At 60.5% G+C, this 13,825-nt stretch carries 19 protein-coding genes; 11 read left to right on the top strand and 8 right to left on the bottom strand.

Annotation, left to right across the window (positions count from 1 at the left end):
* Positions 1-106: 106 nt before the first annotated feature.
* Entirely contained in the window at positions 107-853 is a 747-nt protein-coding gene (locus O6760_RS14710) for a Crp/Fnr family transcriptional regulator (RefSeq protein WP_269586111.1), read from the top strand.
* A 46-nt stretch (positions 854-899) separates the two neighbouring features.
* Here the strand turns inward: O6760_RS14710 and O6760_RS14705 are convergent, their stop codons facing one another.
* Positions 900-1,277: a response regulator gene (locus O6760_RS14705; protein WP_269586110.1), complete on the bottom strand. Its 378-nt coding sequence runs from the start codon at positions 1,275-1,277 to the stop codon at positions 900-902.
* 318 nt (positions 1,278-1,595) lie between these two features.
* Between O6760_RS14705 and O6760_RS14700 the strand changes: the two genes are divergently transcribed.
* Positions 1,596-1,889: a hypothetical protein gene (locus O6760_RS14700; protein WP_269586109.1), complete on the top strand. Its 294-nt coding sequence runs from the start codon at positions 1,596-1,598 to the stop codon at positions 1,887-1,889.
* An 81-nt stretch (positions 1,890-1,970) separates the two neighbouring features.
* On the opposite strand, the gene O6760_RS14695 is transcribed toward O6760_RS14700, so the two are convergent.
* From O6760_RS14695 to O6760_RS14685, 3 genes are read right to left on the bottom strand one after another with little or no spacing between them, the layout of a single operon-like run.
* Positions 1,971-3,068, bottom strand: a complete 1,098-nt coding sequence (locus tag O6760_RS14695; RefSeq protein WP_269586108.1) for an AI-2E family transporter — start codon at positions 3,066-3,068, stop codon at positions 1,971-1,973.
* 39 nt (positions 3,069-3,107) lie between these two features.
* Positions 3,108-3,533: a hypothetical protein gene (locus O6760_RS14690; protein WP_269586107.1), complete on the bottom strand. Its 426-nt coding sequence runs from the start codon at positions 3,531-3,533 to the stop codon at positions 3,108-3,110.
* Positions 3,533-3,877 (bottom strand): DUF883 family protein, encoded by a 345-nt coding sequence (locus O6760_RS14685; protein ID WP_269586106.1) that lies wholly within the window; start codon positions 3,875-3,877, stop codon positions 3,533-3,535. Before O6760_RS14685 ends, O6760_RS14690 begins: the two co-directional genes overlap by 1 nt.
* A gap of 463 nt (positions 3,878-4,340) precedes the next feature.
* Between O6760_RS14685 and O6760_RS14680 the strand changes: the two genes are divergently transcribed.
* The 3 genes from O6760_RS14680 to O6760_RS14670 all read left to right on the top strand — a co-directional run bounded on the left by O6760_RS14680 (position 4,341) and on the right by O6760_RS14670 (position 5,434).
* A complete protein-coding gene (locus O6760_RS14680) occupies positions 4,341-4,541 on the top strand; it encodes a hypothetical protein (RefSeq protein WP_269586105.1) in 201 nt (66 codons plus the stop codon).
* A gap of 34 nt (positions 4,542-4,575) precedes the next feature.
* A complete protein-coding gene (locus O6760_RS14675; RefSeq protein WP_269586104.1) occupies positions 4,576-5,085 on the top strand; it encodes a Dps family protein in 510 nt (169 codons plus the stop codon).
* A gap of 79 nt (positions 5,086-5,164) precedes the next feature.
* Positions 5,165-5,434: a hypothetical protein gene (locus O6760_RS14670; protein WP_269586103.1), complete on the top strand. Its 270-nt coding sequence runs from the start codon at positions 5,165-5,167 to the stop codon at positions 5,432-5,434.
* 21 nt (positions 5,435-5,455) lie between these two features.
* Here O6760_RS14670 and O6760_RS14665 read toward each other — a convergent pair whose 3' ends face one another.
* A complete protein-coding gene (locus O6760_RS14665; RefSeq protein WP_269586102.1) occupies positions 5,456-7,258 on the bottom strand; it encodes a sensor histidine kinase in 1,803 nt (600 codons plus the stop codon).
* Positions 7,259-7,429: 171 nt separating this feature from the next.
* On the opposite strand from O6760_RS14665, the gene O6760_RS14660 reads away from it, so the two are divergent.
* A complete protein-coding gene (locus O6760_RS14660) occupies positions 7,430-7,627 on the top strand; it encodes a CsbD family protein (protein WP_269586101.1) in 198 nt (65 codons plus the stop codon).
* A 132-nt stretch (positions 7,628-7,759) separates the two neighbouring features.
* On the opposite strand, the gene O6760_RS14655 is transcribed toward O6760_RS14660, so the two are convergent.
* Positions 7,760-8,557 (bottom strand): response regulator, encoded by a 798-nt coding sequence (locus tag O6760_RS14655; protein ID WP_269586281.1) that lies wholly within the window; start codon positions 8,555-8,557, stop codon positions 7,760-7,762.
* Between the two features lie 188 nt (positions 8,558-8,745).
* Between O6760_RS14655 and O6760_RS14650 the strand changes: the two genes are divergently transcribed.
* The 3 genes from O6760_RS14650 (at position 8,746) to O6760_RS14640 (ending at position 10,956) form a co-directional block, all read left to right on the top strand.
* Positions 8,746-8,967: a NepR family anti-sigma factor gene (locus O6760_RS14650; RefSeq protein ID WP_269586100.1), complete on the top strand. Its 222-nt coding sequence runs from the start codon at positions 8,746-8,748 to the stop codon at positions 8,965-8,967.
* A complete protein-coding gene (locus O6760_RS14645) occupies positions 8,964-9,518 on the top strand; it encodes a sigma-70 family RNA polymerase sigma factor (RefSeq protein WP_269586099.1) in 555 nt (184 codons plus the stop codon). Before O6760_RS14650 ends, O6760_RS14645 begins: the two co-directional genes overlap by 4 nt.
* Before the next feature lie 133 nt (positions 9,519-9,651).
* On the top strand, positions 9,652-10,956 hold the full coding sequence (locus O6760_RS14640) for a DUF2254 domain-containing protein (protein ID WP_269586098.1): 1,305 nt from the start codon (positions 9,652-9,654) through the stop codon (positions 10,954-10,956).
* 28 nt (positions 10,957-10,984) lie between these two features.
* Here O6760_RS14640 and O6760_RS14635 read toward each other — a convergent pair whose 3' ends face one another.
* A complete protein-coding gene (locus O6760_RS14635) occupies positions 10,985-11,155 on the bottom strand; it encodes a DUF1328 domain-containing protein (RefSeq protein ID WP_269586097.1) in 171 nt (56 codons plus the stop codon).
* Between the two features lie 168 nt (positions 11,156-11,323).
* Here O6760_RS14635 and O6760_RS14630 point away from each other — a divergent pair, with 168 nt between their 5' ends.
* Entirely contained in the window at positions 11,324-11,509 is a 186-nt protein-coding gene (locus O6760_RS14630) for a PLD nuclease N-terminal domain-containing protein (protein ID WP_269586096.1), read from the top strand.
* Positions 11,510-11,618: 109 nt separating this feature from the next.
* Entirely contained in the window at positions 11,619-12,548 is a 930-nt protein-coding gene (locus O6760_RS14625) for a PRC-barrel domain-containing protein (RefSeq protein WP_269586095.1), read from the top strand.
* A gap of 763 nt (positions 12,549-13,311) precedes the next feature.
* Here O6760_RS14625 and O6760_RS14620 read toward each other — a convergent pair.
* A complete protein-coding gene (locus tag O6760_RS14620) occupies positions 13,312-13,797 on the bottom strand; it encodes a DUF992 domain-containing protein (protein WP_269586094.1) in 486 nt (161 codons plus the stop codon).
* Positions 13,798-13,825: the final 28 nt, after the last annotated feature.

Here is a 13,825-nt window from a genome sequence, read left to right as displayed (position 1 = left end):
ATCAGATCGGTTCCCATTAATTGCGGTTGGTATAACGTTGCCGCATGCGCGCAGTCTCTCGTGACCGTGGCGCGCCTGTAGCGAACAACCGGAGTGCCGTCAGTCCATGGCCGATACGCTGAAGTTCCAGACCAAGTGCCATGCGTGCCCGCTGCGCGAAAAGCAGACCTTCCGCCCGTTCGAGGACAAGGAACTGAATTTCGTCGCGAAATTCAAGACCGGCGAACTCAAGGTCGAGGCCGGCTCGACCATCGTGCTGGAGGACAACAAGACCCCGCACCTTTACACGATCCTGGAAGGCTGGGCGTTCAGGCACAAGTCGCTTCCGGACGGCAGGCGCCACGTCCTGAATTTCGCCCTGCCCGGTGACCTGGTCGGCCTGCAACTGGCGATCCTGAACGAGATGCAGCACACGGTGACGGCGCTGACAGACACGACCCTGTGCGTCTTTCAGCGGGACAAGGTCTGGTCGGTGTTCAAGGAATATCCGGCGCTCGCCTATTCGATGACCTGGATGGCCTCGCGCGAGGAACAGATGATCGACGGTCACCTGCTGAGCCTCGGCCAGCGCAACGCGCTCGAGCGTCTCGCCTATCTGGTGCTCCATCTGCACGACCGGGCGGAAAGCGTTGGATATGCGCGCAACCACACCCTGGATGCCCCGTTCACCCAGGCGCATTTCGCGGAGGCGCTCGGCATCACGCCCGTTCACGTCAGCCGGACTCTCAAGAAGATGCAGGCCCGCAACCTGATCAGCTGGAAGAAGGACCGCCTGCAGATCCTCAACCGGGAAAAGCTTGAAGCGGTCGCGTCCTATGAACGTGACGACAGGACCCGGCGCCCGCTCATCTAGACGGGATGCCAGTCATGTCAGGCGCACGCCGGCGGCCGCTTGCGGTTCAGATCCGGGAAAGCAGACTGGCAATCTGGTCCTTGGTGTAGGGCTTGCTCAGAATTGTATGGTTCCGGAAAATCTCGGGCATCGATTCCATGTCGCCATAGCCGCTGGCGAAGACGAAGCGGGTGCCACGGTCGAGCAGGAGTTCAGCGAATTTCAGACTGGTATCATCGCCCATCTTGACGTCAAGGATCACGAAATTGTAGAGCTCGCGCGCGATTGTCTCGATGCCTTCGGACAGGCTGGTCAGGACCTTGACGGGCATGAATCCGAGTTCCTCCAGCATCGTCTGGGTATCCAGGGCAATGATCGGATTGTCCTCGACAATCAGGGCCGCGCCAAGCGCTCCCTTCAGGGGCATATCAGTTGAAGAAATCATGGAAGCGCTCTTGGGCGGACTGAATATAGAGCCCTGATCTTACACGCTTTATCTGCGCCCGCATTAACATAGGTTATCCCGCCGCAGCCTATTTTCGCAAACGTCCCGACAGTGTCGGCGCGCTTCGTAATTCCGGCCGGTTTCCGCAAATGGCGGACCGTGGTTTCCGGGCACGGCAAACCTGTTTCTCGAACAACCGGCACCCGGCGATCAAATTGGTAACCGGATTCTTTGCGTTGCCGCTCAAAAGAGAAACAGTGTTCGAAAAAATTTGAAACTTATTCTTGTTACAAACGTTTACGAGGCGGAGGTAACGACATGATTACTTTTCGAAAACGCATTCTTGCCGCAGGTGCTCCCATTGTTATGGGAACGGTCTTCCTGGCGACGGCTCTCGGAGCCGCCGAGACCCTCACGGAGGATGCTGAAAAGCCATCTACCGACAAAACCGCCATCTCCGTCGCGGAAGACGCAGTGAAAGGCGGGAAAGGCGACCTGAAAATGGATCTCGCCGATGCCCGCAGCCGCCCGATGCGGTGTGTATCCGGCGACGGCGTAACCACCTGCACCGGCTGGCCCGTTGCCGCCGACATGATCGCCTACAACAACTGATCCTGACCCTGGACACGACTGACAAAAAGATCGCCCCCCTCGGGGCGATTTTTTTGTGCCGTTAGGCCGGGCAATCCCGCATCATCCCGGTGCGGACGACACGGTTATCAGCTCGATCAGGGACGCGGCGACAAGCAACAAAGGGACCGCTACAAAACCGCCGACCGGGCCCCACAGCCAGATCCAGAACGCGATGGTGAGAAACACGGCAAAGGGATTGAGCGTCATCGTCCGCCCGAGAACGGTCGGCGTGACGAACTGGGCCTCGATCAGGTTCAGTCCGAGATAGACAAGTGGCGGGGTCAGGACAGCCGGAACCGTGTTGCCCGTTGCAAGACCGACGCCGGCCAGCACCACCACCATGAGCGCCGGTCCGACGTAGATGACATAGTTCAGCATGCCGGCCAGCAGGCCCCACAAGAGGGGAGACGGCACATCCAGCAGCCAAAACACCAGGGCAACGGAAGCTCCAAGACCGAGATTGATGAGCGTGATCGACAGGAGATAGGTTGAAAGCCTCTCCTCTATCGTGCGGAAAGCCGCAGAGATGAACTTCCGCCCCTCCCGGTCACCCGACAGGCCGAGCGCCGACCGGCGGAGATAGGGCCGTGTCAGGATGAAAAAATAGAGGCTTGCCAGGAACAGGATGACCTGCGCCACAAAGGCCGGTGCGAAATAGAACACGCTTTCGACAGGGGACGTCTCCTCAACGCTTACCTTGACCTCGTCCGCACCGCCCATGACATTTCGCAGTTCCTCCTGAAGACTGCTGAGCGAAGCAAAGAACCCTTGCCAGCTGATCAGCTGGGCCTGAAGCCGCGCCCAGATCAGCGGCAACCTGTCGAGCCAGTCGGACAACGGCACGACGAAGGCTGCCCCGGCCGTGAAGATCAGCAGGATGAACAGCAGCACCATGGAAGCCGCGGATATCCAGGACGGCACACCCAACCGTGCCAGCCGGTCGGCGGCCGGGCCGAAAATCGACCCGACGACGATCGACAGGCAGACAGGAGCGAAAATGACCTGGCCGACGTTGAGCGCCGCGATCACGGCGATGGCGCACAGGATCACCAGGGCGCCCCGAACAATCTGGTCAGGCACGCCCGGGTACGGCCGAAGGCCTCCTTGAGCGGTCGCGGCGGCAGGCCTGCCGGTCGTAATATCTGCCTGTGGTGTCATCGGGATCTCCTCCCGCCCATTGCCTGGGGCCGGCGCACGTCAGGCGTCGTCATCGCCCGGTCCCTGGGCGGCCATGTAGGCCAACCCGCCAATCGCGGCCGCGACGAGCAGGCTTTTCGAACGGGCTAGCTGCGGCAAGACGGAAACCGCGGCAGCGGCCGCAAGCCGTTGCCCGGCCTGCCTGCGCGCGTTGCGTCTCTTGTCACGGTGCCTGAGAATGGCAAGGACACAAAGCGCCAGAGCGCCGACCACCACCATCGCGGCAGCGATCAGGAGCGCAGCCGGCCCCGCCCCAAAGACGGGAGCAAGATACGCCCCCGCGGCGACAAGAGCCGCCAGATAGGCCGTGGCAAAGCAAATCCCCGCAAACACCATCAGCGCGGTGTTGCGCTTGGCGCGGCGGTACAGGCCCCGCATGTCACGGGAAGCCGCGGAAAGCGCAAGAGGGACGGCGCGCATCAGCATCAGCGGCGCACCAGTGCCGCGACCAGGAAACCGACGCCTGCGGCAATGCCGAGCGCCTGCAGCGGATGCCGGCGGACTTCCGACGTCAACGCCCGTTCGTAACCCTTCAGTTCGGTTGTCAGATCGTTGAGGGCGTCCTGGGACATTCTGGTCAGGTCCTGACCGGCGGAACTTGCCCGTTCCTTGTACTCGTCCGACTTGCCCGCACCGTATTTCTTCAGCGAGCCGGCCAGCGCGGCGATGTCCTCGCGGATGCGTTCGATATCATTCTCGATCTCGCTTGCACTGACATGATCGTTTGCGGGTTTCGCGGAAGCTGATGTAGCGGTCTTGGCAGTTGCCATCGTAACGCTCCAATGGTTCGGGTTCGTAACACTCCCGGAATGCGGGAGGACATGGAAAAACGGCGACCGGCCGCGTCCTGTCAGGAGGCGGCGGCGCCCGAGCCGCAATGGGGTGCGGCTCGCCCGGTAAACCGCTCGGGGCCGAAATGGTTCCCGTCTTTTTTTGCCGGCTCCCCGCTCGGACTTCGGTCACTAGCCTGCCTGGCGCCGGAAAATGATGTCATTGGCTCCCTCAAGACCAGCTGCATCGCCACGCGAAACCGTGCGCACGCAGCGTTCGCGAAGCCACAGGCCGGTTCAATCGCCGGCCATCTTGCCCTGCGCCTCCGGAGAGGACACGGGGGTCGCGGCTTCCTTTTCCAAGGTGTTGAAAAAGAAGTTCTGTTTTGCGCCGGAACGATTCCAGTTCACGAAACTTTACACAACGTAACGCAGATCACCTTGCCAACCGAAGGAGGCACAGATGAACGAACAACGCTCAAATCGCCCGGCGGAGCGGGTCCGGCAGGGAGAACGCGGACGTCCCGTCCTCGCCATTCTGCTGACAAGTCTCGCGCTGGTGGCCGTCGCGTTTGTCGGTCTCAGCCTGCTTCAGACGGCCGGTATGGACTTCTCGATCGGGGCCATCGATGGCACCGGTCAGGCAGCCGACCTCACGCAGTAACCCTCGCCACCACAAACCGGAAAGGAACATTCACATGTCCAGTGTCCTGACGATCGAAACACCCCGGACAGACACCGTGCAAACCGGCATTGACGAAGAGGTTCGCGAACAGCTGGCCAAGCATCTGTCGGTCATTCTGGCGGAAACCTACATGCTGACCATCAAGTCGCACCTTTACCACTGGAACGTGGTCGGGCCGATGTTCAAGCCGATACACGATCTGACGGAAGAACATTACGAGGATCTCTTTGCCGCCACGGACGAGCTTGCCGAACGCATCAGGGCCCTCGGCCACCGCGCCCCGGTCAACGTCCAGGACGGCAGCCTGAACCTGACCGTCACCTTGCCGGCCGGGGGCATGCCCGACGCCCGGGACATGATCCGGGACCTTGTCCAGAGCCACGAAATCATCTCGGCCGAAATGCGCGACATGGCCCGCTATGCCGGCGCCCATGGCGACCTGGTGACGGAGGATCTGCTGACCGCACGGATCACGTTCCACGAGAAGGCGGCCTGGATGCTGCGGGCCCTGGTCACCGACTGATGCGGCAGCGCCACCGGTTGCCTGCCGCACGGCGCGGCGGGCAACTTGTCCCTGAACGAGAAACCAGCACGGCGGAACGATGGTGAGCGTACCACAGAGATTTGCGGGCTTTCGGTCTGCATCGAGCGTTCTGGCTGACCCCGGACTTTCACGCACCCAGAAAAAGGCCGCCCTACTGTCCTGGCGCGAGGCCCTGAACCGTCAGACGCCCGCATCCGGCAAGGAAAAGGCAAACCGGGCGCGGATCCTCAAGGATATCGGCCAGGCCCTGGTGTCGCTCGAAAAGAGCGGACAAGCATCGGACGAATGGAAACACCGCAGCCGCCGGCGCCTGAACACCGGCGGCTGAACTTCTCCGGCAGGAGCCTTTTCAGGAAACCAGGTGCCTCGACGGGAATTCGATGACGCAGCGAAGTCCTTCCGGCGAGAAGTCTATGTTCACGTCTCCGTCCAGGGAGGGACCGACCAGACGCTCAAGCAGCATGCGGCCGAACCCGTTCCGCTTCGGCGGCACCACTTCCGGACCGTTGGTTTCCGTCCAGGTCAGCCGGATGTTCTCTCCCACCTGTTCCCAAGAGACGGTCAACCTGCCATCGACGACCGACAGGGCACCATACTTGGCGGCATTGGTCGTCAGCTCGTGAAGCGCGAGCCCCATGTTCTGGGCCGCATCCGCCGTGATGGCGCGCGTTTCACCGCGAACCTCGATCTGCGGGCTGCCGGGATCGATGGATTGGCCGAGATGGGTCAGAACCAGTTCACGCAGGTCCGCGCCGTACCAGGATTGCGAGACCAGCAGGTCGTGGCTGGCCGCCATGGCCTGAAGACGTGCGGAAAAGCTCTCGACGAACTCCTCGGTATTGTCCGATTTCGCCGCCGTCTGGCGCGCCATCGCCTGAATCACGGCAAGAAGGTTCTTCGACCTGTGGGTCAGCTCACGCATCACGAGATGCATTTGCCTTTCGTTTTCCCGCTTGTGGGTCATGTCGACCGCGGTCCCGAGCACACCCGTCACCCTGCCTTCCCGATCCTTGGCGGGATCGAGCCTGACATTGTAGCTCTTGGGTGTTCCGTCCATGTCGATATCGACTTCCAGAACGGTGCTTTCCCCTGTCTCCATGAGCTTCTGTTTCGCGGGGATCAGCTTCAGCTGGTCTTCCTCTGAAAACAGGTCCCGGTCGGTCTTGCCGACGAAATGCTCCACATCCAGGCCCGGCGGCGGGTTGACCACATGCAGGTAGGTCAGGTCCCGGTCCTGTTCGAACACGGTGATCAACGACCCGTCGAGCGCCTTTTCGAACCGCTTGTTGGCTTCGGCCAGTTGCGTCGCCATCGACGCGAGGCGGATTTCGTAAAGGTTCTTTTCCGTCATGTCGACGGCTGTGCACAGAACACCGTCGACCGCGCCTGACCTGTCGGTCGTGGGGTGAATGATGAGATCGAGGAACTGGGTGCCCGTTTCCTCGTTGTCGATGGCGATATAGGTGGAAGCGGAGTCTCCGGTTTCCATCACCTGCCGTTTCAGCGCGACAACATCCTCCGCCGTTTCACGGCCGAGCACGTCCGCGTCCGTCTTGCCGATGACCTCCGCCGGTTCGAAGCCAAAACGCGGATTGTGGATCCAGGTGTAGCGAAGGTCCCTGTCCTGGGAGAAAACCGAAATGTTCGACCCGGTCAACGCGGTTTCGAACCGGTCATTGATGCGGTCGAGCTCCCCCCGGCTCCTGCCGACTTCCGAATTCAGCTGCTGGTTCTCTGCTTGCAGCAGCTCGTTGGCCCTCTCCAGGTCCTGCAATGAGGGAATGGCCAGCAACTTGGGGAACATTTGCCAGACGACCACCGCGGTCACGATGGAAACACCGGCGGTCACCACCTTCACCAGGCCCTGTGCGCCGTAAGCCGGCCACCAAAGCGTCAAAAGAGCGGTCAGGTGTGTGACAGCGCAGGCCAGGATGAAGGCGATGAACAGGTAGCCGATCTTTCGGCTGTTGCCCTGGATGTCCGGCCGTTTTCGAAGAAACGTCAGCATGGCGACCGGAATGGCGATATAGGCCAGGGCGATCAGCCCGTCCGAGATCGCATGCATGGCAACCAGGTCCGGTCGCCAGAGAAGGCAGTAGCCGTGCGGCATGAAGGACGCCGCTCCGAACAGGTAGTGCAAAAGTTCAGTCATGCGTTGCCGGCTCCATCATCCGGAAATCAGAAACGGTAACGGCCGGCGTTTGAGCGCCTGTCCCCTCGGATTGTCCTTGGGAAATCGATCGCGGCACGTTGGCCTATTTTTGGAACTTTCCCGCGCCCCAACCGTTTCCATCATGTCTGTAAACAAAGGAGTTTGAGACTGATGAATTGGGACCAAATCGAAGGAAACTGGAAAGAGTTCAAGGGCAAGGCGGTTGCCAATTGGGGCAAGCTGACGGAAGACGAGCTTGACCGCGTGCAAGGCCGCCGCACGGAACTGGCCGGACTGCTCCAGCAGAAATACGGCAAGACCCGCGAAGAGGCCGAGAAGGAAATCGACGCCTGGATGGCACGTCACTGAGCAAGGGAAGCGGGGCCTCCCCGCCGTCTCCCGCGTTCCGTCGCCCGGTGCCTGGAGCACCGGGCACGGCCACCGGCACATGACCGGCCTGCCGACCCTTTCCACGATCCGCCCCACGAACGATACCCCCGCTCAGGCAGCCACGGCATCGCTTCCCTTGAAGAACAGCGCCTGGCTGATGCCGGCTTTCACGGTGTTGGGGTTGAACGGCTTGGTGATCAGGAAGGTCGGCTCCGGCCGCTCCCCCGTCAGCAGGCGCTCGGGGAAGGACGTGATGAAGATCACCGGCACGGTCATCTCCGCAAGTATTTCCTTCACGGCGTCGATGCCGGACGAACCGTCGGCCAGCTGAATGTCGGCCAGGACCAGTCCGGGAGGATTGGATTTCGCCGCGGCAATCGCAGCCGACGCCGTCCGGGCGACCGACGTGACCCCGTGCCCGAGGGATTCGACGATATGCTCGAGATCCATGGAAATAAGGGGTTCGTCCTCGATAATGAGCACATCCGTCTTGGTCTGGCGGTCGATCTCGTCGATCGCGTCCTTGATCAGGCGGGACACGTCGTCCTCGCTCCGCTCGATGATGCGGGCGGTCTCGGGAATTGAAAATCCCTCAAGCGTCGACAACAACAGTGTCTGGCGGCTTTCCGGTGCCATTGAAGCAAGACGCTGCTGGGCGGTCTGTTCAAAGATGGACGTCGCTCCGTCATCTCCCGCGGGAGGAACCACCGTCGCATTCCAGAGAACATGGAACAGCCGGTACAGTCCGATCTTCACGCCATCGCCGGTGTCGATGATCGAGGGATCCGCCACCAGGGCCTGAAGACAGGCACGGACATAGGCGTCGCCGCTCTTCTGCGTTCCGGACAGGGCCCTTGCATAACGACGCAGGTAAGGCAGGAGAGGTGCAATTTCCTGGGAAAGGCTAATGGACATTCAATTCTTCCTCGATGTGGCACAGCCAGGCTGCAGTCGTCTACGGAGCAGCAGAAGCTGCCGCAGTAACAAGGAAATGCGTTGATCAAAAAAAAGTTCCATACTGCCGGAACTTTTTTTTCGCTGCCGCGTTTACGCCACAAATCCCGGTTCGTGACCCACAAGAGTTTTAGGAATTCGCCATGGCAAGCAAGACCTTACCAGACCGGCCCGACTCCGGTTTCGGTATTATAAAGCCGACAGCCTCAGCCAGGACAAAGGAAGACTGGATCGGAAACCAGCTGAAAAAAGTTTATGACGAAGCGCTGTCTGAAGACATTCCGGACGACATGCTCGAGCTTTTGTCGGCTCTGGACGACGGCGAACCCGAGGACCAGGGCTCCGACGAGGAGGCCGCCGAATGACCGGTGCACAGTTCAAGCAGGACCTGGTCGAGGCCATTCCGCGATTGCGCGCCTTCGCCCGCTCCATCAGCGGCGACAGGGACCGTGCCGACGATCTCGTCCAGGAAACGCTCGCCAAGGCGATCGCAAACAAGGACAAGTTCGCCGAGGGCACGAACCTGATCGCCTGGCTGATCACCATATTGCGCAACCAGTATTACTCCGTCGGGCGAAAGCTGCAGCGCGAAGTCGCCGACCCCGATGGCGAGCATGCCGCGACCCTGGAAAGCAAACCCCAGCAGGCCGGCCATCTCGAGCTCAAGGATTTCATGAGCGCCCTTCAGGTCCTGCCCGACGATCAACGCGAAGCGCTGATCCTGATCGGGGCCAGCGGATTTTCCTACGAGGAGGCGGCGGACATTCTCGGCGTCAAGGTGGGTACGGTGAAAAGCCGGGTGTCCCGCGCACGCTTGCGGCTCGAAGAGCTGTTGAACGGCCAGGAGGACTTCGAGCGCTCGGACGTCGCCGTCGCGGAGTCGGCAGCCCTGATCCACGACGCCCTCACCCTCTGATCCCTTCGGGCACGGGCTGTCGGCGCCCTCCTGATTTCGGGCGCGCCGCCTCACCGCGGACCAGATCCCTTCCCGGGTCCGGTTTCTCCAGTCCTGTGTATCCGGGATACGCTCCAACCGGCGGAAGACTCCAATGCCACTGGCTTACCAGGACGATGTCAGGGAACAGGCACTCTACAGGCTGATCAAGGGCTTTCTGTTCATTCCGGTATGCATCGCCCTGCTGGGCGCCGCGCTCGCTTTCCTGACCCTTTACATCGACAAACTCGGGCTTCTGTCGAACCTGTTCGACATGTTCGGATACGACTCGATCAGCGTGGACGGCGCCAGGTCGGTCCTGTCGACGATTGCCGGCGCGATGATGTCGGTGATCAGCCTCGTCTATTCGCTGACCCTTGTTGTGTTCACGCTTGCCGCCGGCAACATATCGCCGCGCCTGCTGGAAACCTTTGCCAGCAACCGAACCACCCAGATCACCATCGGTCTGCTCGGGGCAACCTTCCTGTACGCCCTGTTTGTCCTGTTTGTTGTCGAAGACGGGCGCGAGGTCCGTTTCTCGGTCGGAATGTCCATTATACTGGCGGCAACCAGCTTTTTCTGGCTGGTGTATTTCGTCAATGACGTTGCAGGTCGCATCCGCGTGGATGCCGAGATCGGCCGCATTCAGACCTCCCTGCGCAACTCCATAGACATGCTGCTCGCAAGCGAGCCGCGTGAACAGCCAAACGACCGCGACGGGATTCCCGACCTTCCGGTGAGCTCCGTTCCCGCCAGCCGCAGCGGCTATGTCACGCTGATCGACAGCGAACGCCTGTCCGCATTTGCGCGGCATATCGAGGGGTTCGTCGAGGTCCTGGTGCTGCCGGGCACATTTGTCATTGAAGGAATGCCGATTGCCGAAATCAGGACCAGGGCCGAAGAACCCGACCTTGAGGATCTCCACCTTGCCTTCAAGGTCAGCAAGGCCCGGGCTCCGGAAGGGGATGTCCAGTTCTCGGTGCACCTGATGGTCGAGATTGCCTTGCGCGCCCTGTCCCCCGGCATCAACGATTCCTACACGGCCATGAGCGCGATCGATCATCTTTCCGCGAGTTTTGCCCGGATCCTGCAGCGGGGCGCCCCTTCCGCGCTGGTCTGCGACGAGGACGGCGCGCCGCGGGTCTGGCTCAACCTTCTGGAAGTGAATGATATCGTGAACACCGCCATGCGGCCGCTGCGGCAGTCGGCCAGGACCAACATCCTGGTGCTGGATCATCTGGTCCAGGCGCTCGGCAAGATGGCGCATGTCTGCAGACAGGAGCATTTGCCCCTGATCAGGCAGCAATTGCTGGAGATTGCCATGGACGCCAAACAGGCCGTCCGGAGCAAGCCGGACAGGGCCCAACTGGCACGTCGCATATACCTGGCGCGCCAGGTGATCATGAACAAGTCAAAATAAAAAGAGCGCCTTCCGGCGCCCTTTCCCGTCAGGTCCTGCGGCCCCGGATCGCATGCATGACCGCCGAGATCAGGAACAGGGCGATCGCCACGAAGAAGATCAGCTTGGCAATCGAAACGGCGGTTCCGGCAATACCGCCAAAACCGAGAACGGCCGCAACCAGCGCAACAACCAGGAAAAGAATAGCCCAGGAAAGCATCGTTACCTCCAATATCAACATCACGATGAGGCAACGCCAGAAAAAGAAAATAGTTCCACGGATTTGCAAGATTTTTTTCTCGACGTTTTCCCAAAAACATTTTCCAGGAAACGGAACCAATCCGGCCTCCACTTCGTTTCCGTGACAGGTCTCAACCGGAGGTTAGTCATGGAATATGGAATTCTGGGTTTGCTGGTTCTCATCCTGGATATTTTTGCAGTGATCAAGATCCTGGGCAGCGGAGCGTCCACCGGAGCCAAGATCCTCTGGGTCCTCGGCATCCTGATCTTCCCCATCGTCGGCTTCATCGTCTGGCTCCTCGCCGGACCGAAAAGCTCGGGGCGCCTGGCGTAATACATCTAAAATCCAGAGACTTTCGAGATTTTATTGGAACCATCCAGAATTGAGAAAGTTTACCAAGCGCATCCAAAGAATCGAATAAATATTCGAAAGGATAAATATTATGATCCGCACCCTTCTTACAACAACCGCTGTTGCAACCATGATCGCGACTGGCGCGCTTGCCGACAGCAGCTCTGCCACGAAGGTCGAAACGGAAGCGGCGACTGCAATGCCCGATGGGGTCTACGAATTCGAGTTCCACACGCTTTCGCCGGACGCCACCTCGGGGATCCTCGCCTCCAACCTGATCGGCAAGGCCGTCATGAACGGTGATAACGATCAGGCCGAAGCGATTGGCGACATCAACGACGTCATTATCACGCGGGACGGCGGCGTCCGCGCCGTGATCGTCGGTGTCGGCGGGTTCCTCGGAATTGGCGAGAAAGACGTTGCCCTCGACATGAGCCGCCTGTCCTTCATGACGAAAGGCGACGACCGACTGGAGATCGTCAGCGACGTTTCGCGCGATGAGCTGGACCAGGCAAACGCATTCAAGCGCCCGGACTACATCCCGGACTGGATGAACGCCGAAACGGTTCGCGAAGAGATGGACAAGATTTCCGAGAGCGCCAGGACAACCTATGAAGTGGTACGCGAGGAAGCCATCGCTCCGGCCAAGAAGGGTCTCGACGAGACCGTCAGCAGCGCCTGGACGGCTGAAAAAACCCGCGTCAATGCCCGCACGGTTTCGACGGAAGCGCTGATCGGTGCGGAAGTCTATACCGGCAAGGACCGCAACATCGGCGAGGTCTCGCAGGTTCTGATCGGCGAAGACGGCAAGGCCGAGGCTGTTGTGATCGATGTCGGCGGTTTTCTCGGATTTGGCGAAAAACCCGTGGCCGTCTCCTTCGACAGCCTGAAGATGTTCGAATCCGGCAACGGCGCCCTGATTGTCACGGCTCCCTTCTCCAAGGAGCAGCTTGAGAACGCGAAGACGTTCGAGCCGGCAGAATACAAGGAAAGCCCGGAGAGCGTCATCCTGAAGGGGTAATCTTCGTTCAGCGAGCGGACTGGCAGTCAGCTCGTTGAACCGACCCGCTGAGACTGAATCCGGCCCGCGGAGCTTTGCTTCGCGGGCCTTTCCTGTCCCCACTTTGGACACCTCTTGCCACGGCATCGACACCTCCCGAAAAACGGAAAGTGTTACCTATGTGTCCGGAACGTTTTGTCACCTATGTCTCAGGTCGGGCAGGCAGCAGCAGCCAGCAAACTCTTCCAAGGCCTTGCCGCCGCATCACATCCCCACATGTGCCCCATCTCCCGGCCGCACCACACCGGGATTGCGAGCCTCGACGACCAGACCATTATTCCCCGAACTGCGCTGCGCCTGCGCCTGCGACTGCGGATACGCCCGGCCATTGCGAGACTTGCCAGAAATGGAACAGGCCACAAAGCCCCGCAGAAGCCACTCCAGCATGAAGTTCACGCTATCTACCTTACCTATTTTTTTTGAGAGACCCGGTCCGGCTCTGTTGCCCTGAAAGTGTTCCCTCCGGAGGGCAAGACAGAAAGGAAGGGGAATATCATCGGGAGGATCTGGGCAGTTCCAGGCAGGCAAGTATCGGGGGCCTTGACGGCTTCCCGTGCCTGCCCTGTCAGAGCGGTTGGATGCGGTTGGGTATGATGTCGCGGTCCCGCTCACGGGCGACGGCCTCGGCTTCGTTCAAGTCCGGGCGGCCACTCGGGTTGTTCGCAACCACGCAAAAGAAAAGGGCCGGCAGTGCCGGCCCTCGTTCCTTCCTTTGGCGCTAGTCTCAACTGACGCCTTTCAAGGTCAGTCGGCTCACGCCAAGCGTGATGTTCGTGCCGGTCTGGCTTTCCAGACTGACCGGATTGAGCGCGATCGACTTGTCGAACCCGCCGACCAGGGCATTTGCCTTTACTCCGGCGCCAAGGCTGACACCGGCAGTCACGCCGCCATAGGTCCCCTCAAGCGCACCACGCTCCATGTCCGCACTCGGGGCCACGACGCCCCAGACGAGGGTCGCATCTTCCGTGACGCCGATGTCGAGACCGAAATCGGAAACGGTTCCGGTATAATAGGCAACCTTGTCACCGTCGGCCGGATTGTAGGTGCACGCCAGCGTCGCCTTGGAACCGACGACAAAATTGGTCTCTTCTTCAACGGCGCAAGTCAGCGTGCCGATTTTCACGCCCGCCCCCTTGTCTTCCGCGAGCGCGTTGGCGGCGAACAGGGCTGTGCCGGAAAGTGCCAGGGCAAGTGTTGCGAAGCGTTTCATCGAAATCTCCTCGTTTTTCATGCTGGCC

This window comes from Roseibium sp. Sym1, assembly GCF_027359675.1.
Classification (GTDB): Bacteria; Pseudomonadota; Alphaproteobacteria; order Rhizobiales; family Stappiaceae; genus Roseibium.
This window is presented reverse-complemented; position numbering and strand designations above follow the sequence as displayed.

Excerpts from the sequence above, each read along its gene's own strand:
- O6760_RS14710 (WP_269586111.1), top strand. The coding sequence starts at position 107 with ATGGCCGATACGCTGAAGTTCCAGACCAAGTGCCATGCGTGCCCGCTG.
- O6760_RS14705 (WP_269586110.1), bottom strand. The coding sequence starts at position 1,277 with ATGATTTCTTCAACTGATATGCCCCTGAAGGGAGCGCTTGGCGCGGCC.
- O6760_RS14700 (WP_269586109.1), top strand. The coding sequence starts at position 1,596 with ATGATTACTTTTCGAAAACGCATTCTTGCCGCAGGTGCTCCCATTGTT.
- O6760_RS14695 (WP_269586108.1), bottom strand. The coding sequence starts at position 3,068 with ATGACACCACAGGCAGATATTACGACCGGCAGGCCTGCCGCCGCGACC.
- O6760_RS14690 (WP_269586107.1), bottom strand. The coding sequence starts at position 3,533 with ATGCTGATGCGCGCCGTCCCTCTTGCGCTTTCCGCGGCTTCCCGTGAC.
- O6760_RS14685 (WP_269586106.1), bottom strand. The coding sequence starts at position 3,877 with ATGGCAACTGCCAAGACCGCTACATCAGCTTCCGCGAAACCCGCAAAC.
- O6760_RS14680 (WP_269586105.1), top strand. The coding sequence starts at position 4,341 with ATGAACGAACAACGCTCAAATCGCCCGGCGGAGCGGGTCCGGCAGGGA.
- O6760_RS14675 (WP_269586104.1), top strand. The coding sequence starts at position 4,576 with ATGTCCAGTGTCCTGACGATCGAAACACCCCGGACAGACACCGTGCAA.
- O6760_RS14670 (WP_269586103.1), top strand. The coding sequence starts at position 5,165 with ATGGTGAGCGTACCACAGAGATTTGCGGGCTTTCGGTCTGCATCGAGC.
- O6760_RS14665 (WP_269586102.1), bottom strand. The coding sequence starts at position 7,258 with ATGACTGAACTTTTGCACTACCTGTTCGGAGCGGCGTCCTTCATGCCG.
- O6760_RS14660 (WP_269586101.1), top strand. The coding sequence starts at position 7,430 with ATGAATTGGGACCAAATCGAAGGAAACTGGAAAGAGTTCAAGGGCAAG.
- O6760_RS14650 (WP_269586100.1), top strand. The coding sequence starts at position 8,746 with ATGGCAAGCAAGACCTTACCAGACCGGCCCGACTCCGGTTTCGGTATT.
- O6760_RS14645 (WP_269586099.1), top strand. The coding sequence starts at position 8,964 with ATGACCGGTGCACAGTTCAAGCAGGACCTGGTCGAGGCCATTCCGCGA.
- O6760_RS14640 (WP_269586098.1), top strand. The coding sequence starts at position 9,652 with ATGCCACTGGCTTACCAGGACGATGTCAGGGAACAGGCACTCTACAGG.
- O6760_RS14635 (WP_269586097.1), bottom strand. The coding sequence starts at position 11,155 with ATGCTTTCCTGGGCTATTCTTTTCCTGGTTGTTGCGCTGGTTGCGGCC.
- O6760_RS14630 (WP_269586096.1), top strand. The coding sequence starts at position 11,324 with ATGGAATATGGAATTCTGGGTTTGCTGGTTCTCATCCTGGATATTTTT.
- O6760_RS14625 (WP_269586095.1), top strand. The coding sequence starts at position 11,619 with ATGATCCGCACCCTTCTTACAACAACCGCTGTTGCAACCATGATCGCG.
- O6760_RS14620 (WP_269586094.1), bottom strand. The coding sequence starts at position 13,797 with ATGAAACGCTTCGCAACACTTGCCCTGGCACTTTCCGGCACAGCCCTG.